Raw genomic sequence first — 16,473 nt, 5'->3', positions numbered from 1 at the left:
CCTGGGCGGGAAACTCGCCTACTCCCTCTACCAGGACGACCCCGAGCCCCGCGACCCCGACCCGACACCGCCGCCTGCGAACGAGCACTTGATGCAGTGGAAGAACGGGCGGCTGGAGATCCGGGCGAAGCTGGACAAGGTCACCGGCGCCAAGTACGAGGCACTGCTCGATCCCTTGGCCAAGCCCCGCCCGGACACCGGCGAAGGCCCGGACCCGCGCACCCGCTCGCAGCGCGAAGGCGACGCCCTGGCCGAGCTGATCGAGTTGATGCTGCGCGCCGACCAGCTGCCCGAGCACGGCGGTGAGCCGGTCACGATGACGGTGACGATGCGCTACGAGGACCTGGTCAAGCAGATCGGGCAGGCGATGCTGGACACCGGCGAGCACCTCCCCGCCGATCAGCTCCGCCGGGTGGCTTGCGACGCGGGCATCATCCCGGCGGTGCTGGGCGGTGAGGGTCAGCCGCTGGACATCGGCCGCAAGACTCGTAGCTTCCCGGCCCGGATCCGCCGGGCCCTGGTTCTCAGGGATCGTGGCTGTGCCTTCCCTGGGTGTGACAGACCGCCCCGGCACTGCGACGGCCACCACGTCCGCCACTGGGCCGACGGCGGGGACACCTCGGTCGACAACGCGGTGCTGCTGTGCCGTGCGCACCACACGCTGATCCACCAGAGCAAGTGGGAAGTCCGGATGATCAACGGCATCCCGACCTTCTACCCGCCAGCCTGGCTCGATCCCCAGCGAACGCCCAGACGCAACCTGATCAACACCGCCTGACCACGGCCAAGCGGTGCCGATGAAGGCCGCCCCGGTCACGGCCAGGTGCCTCGCGTGCGACGACGTCCGGGCCGGACAACGCCACCGCGAGCCGCCAACGCCGACTTACCGACGGCTGCGTGGGGTACCGGCCGCTTGATCGCCTCGACCTGCGCGGTGTCACCGGCGACCTGCCGCAGCTGGTGTGCCTCGGTGCGGACCACATCGGCCAGCACATGCGCGTCCGCCGGATCACTCTTCGCCCCCGACACCCGATGCCGGTCCCGGAACCGCGACACCGACATCGGATTGATCGCGAACACCGAGTACCCCGCCGCGACCAACGTCTCCACCCAGGGGCCACGATCGGTCTCGATCCCGACCCGCACCTCGACATCATCCGGATCGGCGTCACCAGTGTGCTCGGCGATCAACGCATGCAACCGCGCCATCCCGGCCACCCCCTCCGGCAACCGCGCCTTCGCCAACCGGCGCCCACTGGCGTCCATCCACTCGACATCGTGGTGATCCTCGGCCCAGTCATCACCGACAAGCAACAACACCCTGTTCTCCCATCCCGCTACCGCGAATGTCAGCAGCCCGGGGAGAACTCGTCGCAAGCTGATGAACAGTGCTCACGCCACACTCGACGGGCACGACATCCCAGCAGCGATCACGTTCTCCCACCACTGGTGAGGGCACAGTCTTCGCCAAGGACTCCACAACTCCACCGAGCCAGAGTGCTCACCCACCAACGGCCACAGGTCGAGCCTGCCAGACGACCGGCTCAGCACTCATTAGCCGAGCCGGACAGGGCAATGCGTCATCGGGCAAGCGGTAATGGCGGAAGCCGAACAACAAACGCGACCACGCACGCTTGCGATTGGGGCTTGGCTTTGGGAGCGAGGTGCTAGCCTTTTCGGGTCGGGCGGGTGCGGAGCATCCGACCTTTTCCGCCCGACACAGCGCCTCGCAAGGGCCCCGAAGTCAAGCCCCAATCGCAATCGTCGCGAAGCGGCGATGACGCAACCAAAGCTCGTCATACGACCCAAAGCGGCCACCAACACAGGGGCGACCAAGACCAGCAAAAGAGCGCCTCCACCCGGCTCGTCGCGGGCAGTCCGGCCGCCGAGGTCGGGCCCGGTGAAACCCTCTGTCCACTGTGGTCGGCCTCCGCGACGGCGAACCGGGTGGCAGGGGCGAGTTCAGCGTCCGGCTGAGACCGTCCGGTTGACACCGGTGCATCGGCCACGAACACTTGGCGCGCCCAAAATGTGATCGCTAACATCATGGAGAACTCGTGCGTGCACAGCCTGGTGGTTCGGCGGCGGTGATCGCGCTCCTCCTCGCGGCCCTCAGCGCACCGGGCGCGGTCGCACAACCCGGCGGCAGGGACGTCACCGCCGACGTGCGCGCCAACAAGAACATCATTCTGAGCGGCGACACCGTCGTGCGCCTCCCCGGTGGCGTCACCACCTACACGGGCGTGATCTCCGGCGAAGGGGTCTTCACCGTCGGTGGAACCGGCACCCTGGTACTGGTGAAGAACAGCGACTTCACCCTGCCGAAGGACCGCCAGCGGCAGAAGATCCGCACCGTCGGCGGCAACCACCCGGTGACCACGATTGAGAACCCCGACCCGCCCGCCGTGGTCGTGCAGCGCGGGGCGACCCTCCAGTACGGCAGCGGATCAGGCGGCGACGGCGTCATCGCGCACTACACCCGTGCGCCCGAGGTGTCGCTGAACACGCTCAACCACCAGGTCGACGGCACCCTGGACCTCGCAGTGCACAGCCGGCTGAACCTCGGCGTCATCAGCGGCTCGGGCCTCGTCAAGCAACGCAGGGGCACGTGGCCCGGCATCGACCTGCCGGGCACGCACCCGTTCACGGGCACGCTCTACGTCGGCACCGGCGCGGACTACGGCAGCCTGCACTACCTCACCTCCATGGCGAAGGTGCGCAAGGTCGTGAACCAGGGCTCGTTCATTCACAACGCCCCGGACGCCGAGGTCGTCACCGATGCCGCCGACATCTACTCGCAGTACTACGGCAACGACATCAACTTCCACACCTGGGGCTCCGGCGTCGTGCGGATGTCGGGCGTGTACAGCTGGTCCGACAACGGGTCGGACACCGATCCCGCGCTCAGCGACCCCTCCCGCAACTTCACGACCGTGCCGCACCGCGACAACAAGCGCGGCATCAACATCGAGGGCGCCACGGTGACGTGGGGCGACGGCACGCACAACCGCTTCTTCCTGCCGGGCAACGAGAACACCGTCTACATCAACATGCACGCCGAGCGGAACGGCACCCGCAGCGTGCTGACGTTCGACTACAACGGACCGGTCACCCTCGACGCGCCCATCTCCGGCGGCAAGTACCACGACACGATGGCCGAGGTGGGCCGAGGCGACGTCGTCATCGCGGCGACACGCGGCAACGCGGTCACCTTCACCGCACCGCAGAACTACGACGGCAACACGACGATCGGCGAGGGAGCGTCGCTGCGGCTGGGCGACGGCAGTCCGCAGGGCGACAGCGCACTGCTGAGCACCGGCAAGATCGTCGACAACGGCGAGCTGATCCTCCAGAACGCCGCCAAGGGCCTCCAGCTCGGCCGGATCAGCGGCAAGGGTTCGCTGACCCAGGCCGGCCCGGCCACCACCACCCTGACCGGCGACCTCACCTACCAGGGCAAGACCACGGTGAAGGCGGGCACCCTCGCGCTCACCGGCGGCACCCTCGCCGCGAGCGCCGCCGTCGACCTGCCCGTGTCCGGCACGACACTGGACCTCGCCGGGGACCAGACGCTCAACAACCTCTCCGGTGCCGAGGGCAGCACGGTGAAGGCCGCCGGTGCCGTGACCCTCCACGCCACGACCGCGACGACGTTCGGCGGCACCATGACCGCCGGCAGCGTCACCAAGACCGGTGCCGAAACGCTCACCCTGACCGGGTTGGTGCAGGCGAAACAGCTCACCGTGGAACCCGCTGCCCCGCTGCGTGCCTCGGGCACGGTGGAAGGCGACGTCGACAACGCCGGAACGGTCGCAGCCGCCGGCCTGACCGTGCGCGGTGCCTACACCCAACGGCCCGGCGCGCGCCTGACCGGGAGCCGGATGAACGTCACCGGCGCGGTGACGCTCGCGGGCACGCTGGAAGCGGACGGCTCCGGCGTGATCATCGACAACCAGGGCACCGGTCAGGTGAACGGCACCTTCGACGGCCTGCCAGAGGGTGCCGCGGTGGGCGCGTTCCGGATCACCTACCGCGGTGGTGACGGCAACGACGTCGTCCTGACTGACGGTTCCGGCACGAGCGGGACCGACACCGTTGCGCAGGCTGCGACGACGTCCGGCTCCGGGTCGTGGTGGTGGTGGTTCGCGATGGCCGGCGCACTTGTGCTGCTGATCGCGGTCCTGTGGTTCCTCAGGCGATCGCGGCGCGAACGAGCGCGGGTCGCCGACTGATTCGTCGAATTCGACTGAGTTGTCGAACGGTGAAATGCTTCAGTGCGGCCGAGTGTGATCGGAATTAGCGACGCACGAGTGCCGATTGCGCGAGTCTGTGCTGGTCCCGGCCATGGGCCTCGCCCCTCGTCCGAGCTAAAGAATCCGCGGCAGTTTTAGCTTTTTCGACAATTCGGGCCGTGAGTCTTTGTCGCGTCTTGACCGTCCGGAGATGATCCTCCACAGTTTGAAGCGGTAATGCTTTTCGTTCAGAAGGGCGCGCGAAGACCACTCGGCGCAAGCGGTCGTTCGAACGTTGCCCGTGCCGCGAATTTGCCCGACCTCGACGATGAGGAGCACGCCCATGTCCGGATCAGGCCACCATCCGCCCGTCTCGGTGCCGCGAGGTCGCAGACGTCGTGCAGCGGGTCTCGCCGCCGCCGTCGCCGTGCTGCTCGGCGGGCTGGTGACGGCGTTCAGCGCGGCACCCGTGTCGGCGGCGACCGTCGACACGAGCGCCTGGTACGTGCTGGTCAACCGCAACAGCGGCAAGGCCTTGGACGTCTACAACTCCGCCACGAACGACGGCGCGCGCATCACCCAGTGGGCCCGCAACGACGGCAACCAGCAGCAGTGGCAGTTCGTCGACTCCGGCGGTGGCTACTACCGGCTGAAGTCGCGGCTGTCGAGCAAGGTCCTCGACGTCTACCAGCGCTCCACCGCCGACGGCGGCAGCATCGTCCAGTGGAGCGACAACAACGGCACCAACCAGCAGTTCCGCCTCGCCGACTCCGACGGCGGCCACGTCAGGTTGATCAACCGCAACAGCAACAAGGCCGTCGAGGTCCAGGGCGCCTCCACCGCCGACGGCGGCAACGTCGTCCAGTACAACGACTGGGGTGGCGCCAACCAGCAGTGGCAGCTCGTGCGCGTCGACGGCGGGACGGGTCCCACCACGACGACGACCACCCCGCCTGGCACGTGCTCGCTGCCGTCGACCTACCGCTGGTCGTCCACCGGCCCGCTGGCGCAGCCGAAGCAGGGATGGGTGTCGCTCAAGGACTTCACCCACGTCATGTACAACGGCAAGCACCTGGTCTACGCGACAACGCACGACACCGGCACGCGGTGGGGCTCGATGAACTTCGGGACCTTCACGAACTGGTCCGACATGGCCTCGGCCCCGCAGAACGGGATGAACAGCGGCACCGTCGCGCCCACGTTGTTCTACTTCGCACCGAAGAACATCTGGGTGCTGACCTACCAGTGGGGCGGCACCGCGTTCAGCTACCGGACGTCGACCGACCCGACCAACGCCAACGGGTGGTCGGCGCAGCAGACGCTGTTCACCGGCAGCCTCCCCGACTCCGGCACTGGTCCGATCGACCAGACGCTCATCGGCGACAGCCAGAACATGTACCTGTTCTTCGCCGGTGACAACGGCAAGATCTACCGCGCCAGCATGCCGATCGGGAACTTCCCCGGGAACTTCGGCTCGTCGTACACCACGATCATGAGCGACACGCAGGCCAACCTGTTCGAGGCCGTCGAGGTGTACAAGGTCCAGGGGCAGAACCAGTACCTCATGATCGTCGAGGCCATGGGCCGCAACGGGCGCTTCTTCCGCTCGTTCACGTCCAGCAGCCTCAACGGTTCGTGGACCCCGCAGGCCGCCACCGAGAGCAACCCGTTCGCGGGCAAGGCCAACAGCGGTGCCACGTGGACCAACGACATCAGCCACGGTGACATCATCCGCAGCAACCCCGACCAGACCAAGACCATCGACCCCTGCAACCTGCAGCTGCTCTACCAGGGACGGGACCCCCGCTCCGGTGGCGACTACGGTCTGCTGCCCTACCGTCCGGGTCTGCTGACCCTGCAACGCTGATCGCCTGAGACGGGTCCAGCATCCTCAGCTTGAGGGTGTTGGACCCGCTCTCACAGTGCTTACATGGACCGAGTTCTCGCGCTGCCGCCGCCACGGGACCCGACGAGGTCAAGGAGGCATGCATGGGATTTCGTGAAAGTCTGCTTCTCGCAACGGCTGTGGTCACGGGCCTGGCGTTGACACCGGGCACCGCCGCCGCCGTCGAACGTGACATGGCGACGAACCTGGCCGTTCCGTGGGACATCGCGTTCCTGCCGGACTCCTCCGCGCTGGTGACCGAGCGCGGCACCGCCCGTGTGCTGTCGATCAGCGGCGGCACCACGCGCGAGGTGGCCCAGATCCCCGGCGTCTCGGCGCAGGGGGAGGGCGGCCTGCTCGGCATCGCCGTGTCACCGAGCTACGCCACCGACGGGTACGTGTTCGTCTACTACACGTCCGCTTCGGACAATCGCATCGCCAGGTTCCGCCTCGGTGAGACACCGGTGCCGATCGTGACCGGCATCCCGCGCGGCACGTCGATCCACAACGGTGGCGCGCTGTCGTTCGGGCCGGACGGTCTGCTCTACGCGGGCACCGGCGACGCGGGCAACACCGCCAACGCGCAGAACCCCGCTTCGCTGGGCGGCAAGGTGCTGCGCATGACGACGACCGGCGCGCCCGCACCGGGCAACCCGTCCGCGTCCCTGGTCTACAGCCTGGGGCACCGCAACGTGCAGGGCCTGGCCTGGGACGGCGGAGGCCGGATGTTCGCGGCCGAGCTGGGCCAGAACCGCCTCGACGAGCTCAACCGCATCCAGCCCGGTGGCAACTACGGCTGGCCGACGTGCGAAGGCGCCTGCAACAATCCGAGGTTCGTCGATCCGGCGTTGACCTGGTCCACCGCGGCGGCCTCACCCAGCGGCCTCGCTTTCCACCAGGGCAACCTGTACATGGCGGCGCTGCGCGGGCAGCGGCTGTGGAAGATCCCGGTCGCCGCAGATGGTGCCGTCGGCCAACCGCAGGCGCTGTTCCAGGGCGTGTACGGCCGCGTGCGGGCTGCGGCTTCGTCTCCGGACGGCACGCTGTGGTTCTCGACGTCGAACCGCGACGGCCGCGCCACCCCGCGTCCCGGTGACGACCGCGTCGTCAGCACGACGGGCTGACCTGCGTGACGACCTCCGCCTCGACGCCGGGGCGGAGGTCCGTCAGGAAGCGGGGTACTGGGCGCCGGTCGGAACGTACGTCTGCCGGTCGCGGCCGGACATCCCGTCGCGGACCCCGGCGAGCAACGCCGTGAGGCAACTCCAGCGCTGCGGCTCGAACAGCGCGGTCTTGACCGTCCACCGCGCCAGGTACCGCACGGCGCCGAGCGACCAGCGCCAGTCCTTCGCGCGGCGCTCGCGCGCAAGAACGGTGCTGTTGCGCGCAATCCAGTAGTGCCGCCAAACCGGATAGTGCAACACGTGCGTCCGCAACGGACCGATCCGGTGCTCGCGCCGGTCTCCCAACGAATGCGGCAGCAGGACCGTGGTGTCCTGCACGACGCGGAAACCGCTGTCGCGCACCCGCAGGCAGAAGTCGAAGTCGACCCAGTCGACGAAGAAGTCCTCGCGGAACCGGCCGACGGCCCGCAGACAGTCGCGTCGCACCAGCATCCCGGAGGTCATGACCCCGTACCGGTTCACGAGAGCCGGTCCCGCCGCTCGCACGAGTTTCTCGTAGGACCCGCCGTGCACGGCGTCCCACGGATTCGGTGCGACCACTCCGATCGACGCGTCGGCGAGGTGGGCGGCGAGCGAGGGCACGAGGTCCGGTGGCAGCACGGAGTCCTGGTCCAGCAACAGCACCACGTCCGTGTCGGCGGGCAGCTCGTCGGCCGCCGAGTTCAACGCCGCGGCCAGACCGCGGTTGAAGCCCGTCCGCAGCACGGTGACCCTCGGGTCGTCGAGCTTCTCGGCCACCGAGGGCGACGTCGCCGGGGTGTTGTCGGAGACGATCACGCCGGAGCAGGTCAGCAGCGCGGACTCGACCACGGCCGCGAGCCGGTCGTCCGGGTGGTACGCCGTGACGAGAGCGGTCACCTTCACGGGCCCAGGCTAACGATCGTCCACTGTGGAACGCCGGTCGGTGCCTTCCGGGTGCTCGACCTCGACGAGGTGACGAAGCACAGCGGCCACGTAGCCGGCAGGCTCCTCGACACCACGCGCCAGCACCACGGCGCGCCCGTCTTCCTCGAAGGTCACCACGGCCCCGGGCCCCGGATCCGGCCCGAGCAGGTAACCGGGTTCACCGTCCAGCGCCGCCGCGAAGTCGTCCCAGTCCTCGTGCCGGAACCCCTTGAGCCGGTTGGCCCGGCGGATCTGGCGAGCCTTGCCCGCCGGGGGTGTGAACACGAACAGCCTGCGGTGCGCCCCCAGCTCCCTGATCACTCGGAACTCGTAGCGCAGCTCCGGCCAGTCACCCGGTGCCATGACCACGCACCGGGCCTCCGCGACCAGGTCGGCGAAGTGCTCGCGCCACGAGTCGTCGTTGGCGTAGTGGCGGTCGATGCCTTCGGGCGGGAGGTAGTCGCGTGGGTTGCCCAGGCCGTAGCCGCGGCCGAGTTCCGCGGCGATCGCCGGTGCGAAGTACTCGTCGAACGACATCGGATCCGGGCGGCGGCTGAAGATCTTCCTGAGCTCCGGGCGCTCGCGGGTCTCCTCCTTGTCGCGTCGCCGGAAGCCGAACAGGCGGCGTTCGTTGCCGAATCCGCGGATCCACACCACGGCCGGGCGCGGGTCGACCGGTGGCAGCGCGTCGAGGCGGTCCGCTCGCCGCGCGGCGGAGTGGCACAGGGCCGACAGCATCGCCATCGGCAGCATCAACTGGGCACCGGCCGTCGCGGGTCTTCCGTTCAGCAGCAGCACCGCCATCAGCAGCAGTGGTGTCGCCACCGCCAGGTTGCCCAGCACCCGGAACGGTGTTCGCGGCCGCCGTCGCCGGCCGGACCTGATGGGCCGTACGGGCACCAGGTGCACGGCCAGAGCAAGCCCCGCCAACGCCGCCACGACGCCGAACACCATACCGATGATCCCGCCGGCGTTGGGAGGGATCAGCACGGCGCCGAGGAATGTGGCGCCGATCGGAACGGTGAACACGGTCATCGTGAGGATCAAGGGCGTGACAGGGCCGGTGTACCCCTTTGCCTGCGCCCGCCGCCACACCCGCATGAAGGTCACGAGCGCCGAGTAGCACAAGACCATCGCCACGGCCACCGCGGCGGCGATGGCGAGCAGGCCGAGCACCACGCGGACCGTCACGACGTGCCGGCCGACTGGGCCGCGTCGACGAGCAACACCACCGGCACCTCCCCGTGGCCGTGGACGAGTCATGTCTATGCCCGCCGCGCCCGCGCTCGGCACCGCTGAACAGGGGATTCACGACGAGGCCCGTGGGAGCCGTCCGCGGCCAGGCTGCGCCGTTCGAGTGTCCGGCGCTAACGGCTCGATCGTGCTCCCGATGATCTCGGTACGTCCGAGGTCTGTCCCACGTGCGAGGAGTAGACGTGTACGACGCCTTCCTTTCCTACTCGCACAGGGACAAACACCTCGCCGCCGCCATCCGGGCGGCGATGCGCAGGCTCGGCACCCCACGCCGGCGCAGGTCGACGCTGCGGATCTTCCGCGACGACACGGACCTCGCCGCGACGCCGGAGTTGTGGCCGGACATCGCGGCCGCGCTCGACGCGTCGGCGCACCTGATCGTCATCGCCTCGCCGTCGGCGAGCCGCTCGGCGTACGTGGGCGACGAGATCACGCACTTCCTCGCACAGGAGCCGCGGCGGCCCGTGTACGTGGTGCTGGCCGACGGCACGCTGGTGTGGGACCGCGACACCGGGCGCTTCGATCCGGAGGTGTCCGACGCCGCGTTGCCCACGCTGGCCGAGGCGTTCCCGGTCGAACCGCTCGTGGTGGACGTTCGGACGTCCGCGCGATCGCGCTGCCGTCCGACGACGAGGTGGTGATCGCTGCCGCGTCCGGGTCGGTGACCAACTGGAACATCCGGACCGACAAGGCGGAGGAGTGGCGCCCGGCCGAGGGTGTGCCGTTCCTCGATCCGTCCGGTGAGTTCGTCGCGGTGGCGGACGAGGACAACGTGCTGACGATCTGGCGCCAGGACCACACGCGCGTCGCGACATTGCCGGCGGTGACCGAACAACCGGCCGTCGTCACCTTCAGCGCCGACCGGACCGGGGTCGCCGTCGTCGCGGATCGCGTGCTGTCGACGTTCCGCCTGCCCGGTGGTGAGCCCGCGCGCGAGCCCGTGCCGCTGGGTTCCGGTTACACCAGCGGCATCGCGGTGAGTCCGGACTTGAGCCGCGTCGTGGCCGACATCCGGGCCGCCGACGGCCACCTCGCGCTGACGGACCTCACCACCGGCGCCGTGGTGAAGCTGCCGCGGATGGGCGGGACCACGATCACGGCGCGGTTCAGCCGCGACGGCAGCAAGATCGTCGCCGGTGAGGAGGGCGGCCGGGTCGGCCTGTACGAGGTGACCGAGAACTTCGCTTCGTCGTACCGGGTCACCGCGGTGCCGGGACACGTCGGCCTCGTCACGGCCGTCGCCGTCGATGCGGCCGGCGAGCTCGCCGCCAGCGTCGACCAGACCGGGCGGGTGATCGTGCGTGACATCAGCATCCACGACGACATGGACAACGGACCGTTCGCCGAGGCACCCCGGCTGCGCATCGGCCGCGGCCGCGTGTCGTCGGTGGGCTTCGACATCACCGGCACCCGGCTGCTCAGCTCGGAGGGCTCGGGCACGACCCGGCTGCACGACCTGCGCGACGGCACGGCCCGGTCCCTGACCACCGCCGGTCTGCGTCTCGGCGTCACCGAGATCGTCGGCTCCGCCTTCACCGCCGACCAGGCCTTCTTCCTGCGGGACAACGCGTTGGTGCGCCAGCCCGTCAACGGCGGCACCGAGGAACGAATCGGCGACGTCGGCCCGCAGGCGGTGGTCGCGGCCTCGGGCGACACCGCGATCACCGGCGATCCCAAGGGCAAGACACTGCTCTGGCGCCGCGGGGACAACGGCTGGTCGAGCAGCGACCTGGCCGGCGACCCGGAGAAGGTGACGTCCGCAGCGATCAGCGCGGACGGGAGGTTCGCCGCCGTCGGCCGCTCCCCGGACCGTGTCGACGTCTGGGAGCTCGCCGGACCCACCAAGATCGAGACCATCGAAGGCGTCGACCGCGCCATCGTCGGCCTGAACAGCCCGGTCGTCGCCTTCCAGGCAGGCACCGCGACCCTTGCGATCGGCCGTGGCGACGGCACGGTGCTGATGTGGGACGCGGTGGCGCGCACCAGGTCCGAACCGTTGGTGGTGAGCGACAAGAGCATCGAGGCGATCGCGGTCAGTCCGGACGGGCGGTTCCTCGCGACGGGCCTCGCCAACACACCCGACGTCACCCTGTACGACCTGCCGTCACGGCAACCGATCGGCACGCTGCAGGCCAACCTCGGCACGGTCACCGCCCTCGGGTTCGCACCGGACGGTGGCCGGTTGGCCGCAGGGGACAACTCCGGCCGGGTCGCCGTGTTCGACACGTCCGTCGCGTCGTGGCGCGATCGGTTGTGCCGCATCGCCGGCAGGCCGTTCTCGGATGCCGAGTGGGCCGCGCTGATCGGCGCCGCCGACCGGCCGGCCGCGTGCAGGACCTGACTCAGCGGGCGGGAACCGCGTCAGGCTGCCACTCCCGCCTGAGCAGCCCGTACACCCACGAGTCCGACACGTCGCCGTTCACGACGCAGTCCTCCCGCAACGTGCCTTCACGCACGAAACCGAGCTTCTCCAGGACGCGGGCACACGCGGTGTTGCGCGTGTCGGCCTCGGCCTGGACCCGGTTCAGGTCCAGCGCGCCGAACGCCCACCGCAGTACGGCGCGCGCGGTCTCCGTCGCGTAGCCGTGGCCCCACGCCGCTTCGGTGAAGCAGTAACCCAGGGAGGCGCTGCGATAGTCCGGGTTCCAGCCGTACAGACCGCACCAGCCGATGAACGTCCCGTCGGACACGCGGTCGACGGCCAGCCTCGCCCCTGTGCCCTCCTCCTCCAACCGCCGGCACACCTCGATGAAGCGCTCGGCGCGGGCAGGGTCGTCCCACGGCGGCGAGTCCCAGTAGCGCAGCACGTGGGCGTTGCTGTGCAAGGAGAAGAGGGCGTCCGCGTCCGCGTCGGTGAAGGGACGCAGCCGAAGGCGAGTGGTGTGCAGCGTTGGAGTGGGCAGCGGCACAGGTGGGTCCCTCCGGTGAGTGGTGGCCGATCAACCTGACATCCGGTGACGGCCACTCGCAACGGGGTTTTTCGGTTGCACTGGAGGGCCGGGGCCTGCTCAACTGCGCATGACCAGTCATCCGGACAAGGAGAGGCACATGCGCGTGGCGTCCGTGTTCACCCAGAAGGTATTCGTTGCCTATCTAGAGGACATGACGCTTGTCGCGCACCTTGAACTTGGGAATTCTGGCTCACGTCGACGCTGGTAAGACCAGCCTCACCGAGCGGTTGCTGCACACCGCCGGTGTCATCGACGCACTCGGCAGCGTGGACGCCGGAAACACGCAGACCGACTCGCTCGCGCTCGAACGGCAGCGCGGCATCACGATCAAGTCCGCCGTGGCGTCGTTCGCCGTCGGTGACGTCGTGGTCAACCTGATCGACACACCGGGCCACCCGGACTTCATCGCCGAGGTGGAGCGGGTGCTCGACGTGCTCGACGGCGCCGTGCTGGTGGTGTCCGCCGTCGAGGGTGTGCAGGCGCAGACCCGCGTGCTCATGCGCACGTTGCGGCGCCTGGAGATCCCGACCGTCGTGTTCGTGAACAAGATGGACCGCCGCGGCGCCGATGGTGAGCGCGTGGCGCGCGAGGTTGCCGAGAAGCTCGCGACCGAGGCGCCGATCTACTTCGGATCCGCGATCACCGGTGACGGAGTGCGCGAACTGGTCGCCGGTGTCACTTCGTCGCTCGCGGTGGCCGACGTGCCCGACGGTCCGCTGTCCGGCACCGTGTTCAAGGTCGAACGCGGCCACGCGGGGGAGAAGGTCGCGTTCGTGCGGCTGTTCTCCGGGACCGTCCGAGTGCGTGACCGCGTGAAAATTGGTGAGAGGGAAGGCAAAGTCACCTCGATCGCGGTGTTCGAAGGCGGCACGGCGCCGCGTCGCACCGCCGCCAGGGCTGGGCAGATCGCGAAGCTCTGGGGCCTCGACGTCCGCATCGGCGACACCATCGGCGCCCCTCGGCACCACCGCGTCCACCACTTCGCGCCACCGACGCTCGAAACCGTTGTGGAATCAGAGAATCGCGTGGCTCTGCACGCCGCGCTCCTGCAACTCGCCGAGCAGGACCCGCTGATCAACCTGCGGCTCGACGGCGACGACATCGTGGTCTCCTTGTACGGCGAGGTGCAGAAGGAGGTCATCGAGGCGACGCTCGCGCTGGAGCACGGCATCGCCGTCACGTTCCGCGAAACGAGAACGGTCCGCGTGGAACGTCCGCGGGGCGTGGGCGAGGCGGTGCGGTTCCTCGGCCAGAACCCGTACGCGGCCACCATCGGGTTCAGGGTGGAACCGGGACCGGAGGAGTTCCGGCTGGAGGTGGAGCTGGGTTCGTTGCCGCTCGCCTTCTTCAGGGCCACCGAGGACGCCGTGCGCGACACGTTGTGCGCCGATCGGATCCATGACTGCACGGTCACGATGACGCACTCCGGCTACTCCTCACCGGTGACCGTGGCGGGCGACTTCCGCGGCCTCGCACCGATCGTGCTGCGGGAAGCGTTGCGCCGAGCGGGAACCGTGACGTGCGAACCGGTGCACCGCTTCCGGCTGGAGATCCCGGCGGACGCGCTCGCCGCGGTGCTCACCGCGCTGGGCAAGGTCGGCGGCGTTCCGCTGACGACGACCGCGACCGTCCTCGAAGGACACGTTCCCGCCGCACGGGTGCACGAGCTGCAACGACGACTGCCGTCGCTGACCCGCGGGGAGGGTGTGCTGGAAAGCGAGTTCGACCACTACGCCTGAGGTCAGGCCCTGGTCCACAGGGTGATGTCGCTGCTGGTCGCCACCACCTGCGATGCCCCGGAAGGGGAGAACCCGGCCGCACGCAGCTCGGAGTGGGTCGATGTGCCACCACGTCTCGCCGTGGGCACCGCCGGTGTACGGACTTCCGGTGGACAACAGCACCCGCTCGTGCGGCCAGTCCGGGCTGGCGACGTCCACCGACCACCCCGCGGTGCCGGTGCTCACCGGTGACGGTGTCGAACAACCCGAGCCCGCGGGTGGACGCGACCAGCAGCAGGTCGCGGCCGCTGCCGGGATCAGCGGCGAACCCGACGCCGAGCCATGAGACATCCATCCCGTTGCACGACACGGCGTTTCATGGCTTCGTCTGGTGTGGGCACCCTGACCTGCGGCATGCGACCTCGATGGTGGCCGGTTCAGCCTTTTCGTTGCACAGAAAGGAATTTCGTGCCCTCTGCGGCAGGTCAATACCTTCGAATTCATGAGCTTTCAGACGGCCCAGGAGCAGCTGACCGCGTTGCGTGCGGGTGAAGTGACGTCGATCGAGCTGACCGACGAGACGATCGCCCGCATCGAGCGGGAGGACGGAGTGATCAACGCGATCTGCGTGCGGGACTTCGACCGTGCGCGGGCTGCGGCGCGCGAGGCCGACCGGGCGCGTGCCCGCGGCGAGGACCGGCCGCTGCTCGGCGTTCCGGTGACGGTGAAGGAGTGCTACAACATCGCCGGACTGCCCACGACCTGGGGCATGCCGCAGCACCGTGACCACGTGCCGGCCGAGGACGCGGTGCAGGTGTCGCGGGTCAAGGCCGCGGGCGCGGTGGTGCTGGGCAAGACGAACGTGCCGTTGGGGCTGCAAGACCTGCAGAGCTTCAACGACATCTACGGCACCACCGCCAACCCGTGGAACCACGACCGCACGCCGGGCGGTTCCTCCGGCGGATCGGCGGCGGCCCTGGCGGCGGGGTTCGGCGCGCTGTCCCTCGGCACCGACATCGCCGGCTCGCTGCGCACCCCCGCGCACTTCTGCGGTGTCTACGCGCACAAACCGACAGTCGGCCTGGCGGCGACCCGCGGCATGGTCCCGCCCGCCACGCCGGCCCTGCCGGTCGAGCAGGACCTCGCCGTCGTCGGCCCGATGGCGCGCACCGCCCGCGACCTCACCCTCCTGCTCGACGTCATGGCCGGACCGGACCCGTTGACGCTCGGCGTGGCGCACAACCTGACGCTGCCGCCCGCACGCCACGATCGTCTCGCCGACTTCCGCGTGCTCGTCCTCGACGAACATCCGTTCCTTCCCACCGGATCCGCCGTGCGGGCGGGCGTGAACCGCGTGGCCGACGCACTGGCCGACGGCGGCGCCCGCGTCGAACGGCACAGCCCGCTGCTGCCCGACCTGGCCGAAGCCGCGACGCTCTACACGCAACTGCTGTTCTCGGGCTCCGTCGCACACTTCCCCGTCGAAGCGCTCGTGACCCGCGCCGCCGAACTGAGCGACCAGAGTCTCGGCGCGGCACGGCTGCGCGGCATGGCGCTCAGCCACAGCGACTGGCTGCAGGTGAACTCCCGTCGTGAGCTCCACCGCCACGGCTGGCGGCAGCTCTTCGCCGAGTTCGACGCCGTGGTCTGTCCGATCACACCGACCCCCGCGTTCCCACACGACCACAGCCCCGATCTGCTGCAACGCCGCATCGACATCGACGGCGTCGAGCACCCGTTCTTCGACCAGCTCGTCTGGCCAGGCCTGGCCACGATGCCCGGCCTGCCCGCCACCGCGGTGCCGGCGGGACTGTCTCCCGACGGCCTGCCGGTGGGCGTGCAGCTCATCGGTCCGATGTTCGAGGACCGCACGCCGTTGCGCCTGGCCGAACTTCTCGAACGGAAGATCGGGGGCTTCCGGGGACCGGCCAAGATCACGGCGGCCGGAGGTTTGGAGGCCCGCGGCGAGAGGTAGCTCTGTGCATCCGGTGCGGAGGTACCGATACGGCACGAATCGAAGAGGAGATCCGTCGTGCTGACTGAATCGGCCACGGTGAAGCAGTGGCTCGCGTTGTCCCACAACGATCTGGTGAGTCACGTCGACCGGTTGGCCCGTGAACGCGGGGCGGACGACGCGGTCTGGACGCAGCTGACGGCTCATCCCGTTCTGGCTGCACGAGTGCGCGGCATTCTCTCCGCTCTTCGCTCCGAAGACCGCCGGCCGAGGCACGTGCCGCCGGTCGTGTTCATCGCTCCCGGCCAGGCGGTCCCCGACGCGGTACCTGGTCGCTCGGTGGAACTGTCCGCTCAGGGCCGGAGCGGCAGCAGGCGGGGACGAGCCCGACGGCGGTGAGGGCGCCGCTG

Annotated in this window: 13 protein-coding genes and 1 pseudogene; 10 read left to right on the top strand and 4 right to left on the bottom strand. The window is 69.4% G+C overall.

The features are described from left to right. On the top strand, positions 1–778 hold a 778-nt coding region (locus ACFOWZ_RS03130; protein WP_382368267.1), incomplete at its 5' end, for an HNH endonuclease signature motif containing protein. A 134-nt stretch (positions 779–912) separates the two neighbouring features. On the opposite strand, the pseudogene ACFOWZ_RS03125 reads toward ACFOWZ_RS03130, so the two are convergent. Beyond that, positions 913–1,317, bottom strand: a pseudogene (locus ACFOWZ_RS03125) (IS110 family transposase); the annotation flags it as partial. A 740-nt stretch (positions 1,318–2,057) separates the two neighbouring features. Here ACFOWZ_RS03125 and ACFOWZ_RS03120 point away from each other — a divergent pair. The 3 genes from ACFOWZ_RS03120 to ACFOWZ_RS03110 all read left to right on the top strand — a co-directional run bounded on the left by ACFOWZ_RS03120 (position 2,058) and on the right by ACFOWZ_RS03110 (position 7,241). Next, positions 2,058–4,232: an autotransporter-associated beta strand repeat-containing protein gene (locus ACFOWZ_RS03120; RefSeq protein ID WP_382368264.1), complete on the top strand. Its 2,175-nt coding sequence runs from the start codon at positions 2,058–2,060 to the stop codon at positions 4,230–4,232. Between the two features lie 343 nt (positions 4,233–4,575). After that, positions 4,576–6,099 (top strand): non-reducing end alpha-L-arabinofuranosidase family hydrolase, encoded by a 1,524-nt coding sequence (locus ACFOWZ_RS03115; RefSeq protein ID WP_382368261.1) that lies wholly within the window; start codon positions 4,576–4,578, stop codon positions 6,097–6,099. Between the two features lie 122 nt (positions 6,100–6,221). After that, positions 6,222–7,241, top strand: coding sequence for a PQQ-dependent sugar dehydrogenase (locus ACFOWZ_RS03110; RefSeq protein ID WP_382368258.1), 1,020 nt, complete (start codon positions 6,222–6,224; stop codon positions 7,239–7,241). A gap of 42 nt (positions 7,242–7,283) precedes the next feature. On the opposite strand, the gene ACFOWZ_RS03105 is transcribed toward ACFOWZ_RS03110, so the two are convergent. Further along, on the bottom strand, positions 7,284–8,165 hold the full coding sequence (locus ACFOWZ_RS03105; RefSeq protein ID WP_382368255.1) for a glycosyltransferase: 882 nt from the start codon (positions 8,163–8,165) through the stop codon (positions 7,284–7,286). A gap of 9 nt (positions 8,166–8,174) precedes the next feature. Next, positions 8,175–9,377 carry a hypothetical protein gene (locus ACFOWZ_RS03100; RefSeq protein ID WP_382368252.1) on the bottom strand — a complete coding sequence of 401 codons (1,203 nt, stop codon included), beginning with the start codon at positions 9,375–9,377 and terminating at the stop codon, positions 8,175–8,177. Positions 9,378–9,622: 245 nt separating this feature from the next. Between ACFOWZ_RS03100 and ACFOWZ_RS03095 the strand changes: the two genes are divergently transcribed. Together ACFOWZ_RS03095 and ACFOWZ_RS03090 are read left to right on the top strand one after the other, a co-directional pair. Next, entirely contained in the window at positions 9,623–10,081 is a 459-nt protein-coding gene (locus tag ACFOWZ_RS03095; RefSeq protein WP_382368249.1) for a TIR domain-containing protein, read from the top strand. Beyond that, complete coding sequence (locus ACFOWZ_RS03090; protein WP_382368246.1) at positions 10,078–11,781, top strand: WD40 repeat domain-containing protein; 1,704 nt, start codon at positions 10,078–10,080, stop codon at positions 11,779–11,781. Before ACFOWZ_RS03095 ends, ACFOWZ_RS03090 begins: the two co-directional genes overlap by 4 nt. Position 11,782: 1 nt before the next feature. On the opposite strand, the gene ACFOWZ_RS03085 is transcribed toward ACFOWZ_RS03090, so the two are convergent. After that, positions 11,783–12,349 carry a GNAT family N-acetyltransferase gene (locus tag ACFOWZ_RS03085; protein ID WP_382368243.1) on the bottom strand — a complete coding sequence of 189 codons (567 nt, stop codon included), beginning with the start codon at positions 12,347–12,349 and terminating at the stop codon, positions 11,783–11,785. A 200-nt stretch (positions 12,350–12,549) separates the two neighbouring features. On the opposite strand from ACFOWZ_RS03085, the gene ACFOWZ_RS03080 reads away from it, so the two are divergent. From ACFOWZ_RS03080 to ACFOWZ_RS03065, 4 genes are all read left to right on the top strand, one after another. After that, positions 12,550–14,130: a GTP-binding protein gene (locus tag ACFOWZ_RS03080; RefSeq protein ID WP_382368240.1), complete on the top strand. Its 1,581-nt coding sequence runs from the start codon at positions 12,550–12,552 to the stop codon at positions 14,128–14,130. 100 nt (positions 14,131–14,230) lie between these two features. Next, positions 14,231–14,455, top strand: coding sequence for a hypothetical protein (locus ACFOWZ_RS03075; protein ID WP_382368237.1), 225 nt, complete (start codon positions 14,231–14,233; stop codon positions 14,453–14,455). A gap of 156 nt (positions 14,456–14,611) precedes the next feature. After that, positions 14,612–16,084 (top strand): amidase, encoded by a 1,473-nt coding sequence (locus tag ACFOWZ_RS03070; protein ID WP_382368234.1) that lies wholly within the window; start codon positions 14,612–14,614, stop codon positions 16,082–16,084. Positions 16,085–16,141: 57 nt separating this feature from the next. After that, entirely contained in the window at positions 16,142–16,462 is a 321-nt protein-coding gene (locus tag ACFOWZ_RS03065) for a hypothetical protein (RefSeq protein WP_382368231.1), read from the top strand. The last annotated feature ends 11 nt before the right edge of the window (positions 16,463–16,473 follow it).

The sequence above is a fragment of the Lentzea rhizosphaerae genome (genome assembly GCF_042649515.1).
Taxonomy (GTDB): Bacteria; Actinomycetota; Actinomycetes; order Mycobacteriales; family Pseudonocardiaceae; genus Lentzea; species Lentzea aerocolonigenes.
Note: the sequence above shows the minus strand (reverse complement) of the source record. Positions and strands in the feature narration are given on the sequence as shown.

Bases quoted from the DNA above. Each gene is read 5' to 3' on its own strand.
- ACFOWZ_RS03115 (WP_382368261.1), top strand. From the start codon at position 4,576: ATGTCCGGATCAGGCCACCATCCGCCCGTCTCGGTGCCGCGAGGTCGC.
- ACFOWZ_RS03070 (WP_382368234.1), top strand. From the start codon at position 14,612: ATGAGCTTTCAGACGGCCCAGGAGCAGCTGACCGCGTTGCGTGCGGGT.
- ACFOWZ_RS03110 (WP_382368258.1), top strand. From the start codon at position 6,222: ATGGGATTTCGTGAAAGTCTGCTTCTCGCAACGGCTGTGGTCACGGGC.
- ACFOWZ_RS03075 (WP_382368237.1), top strand. From the start codon at position 14,231: ATGTGCCACCACGTCTCGCCGTGGGCACCGCCGGTGTACGGACTTCCG.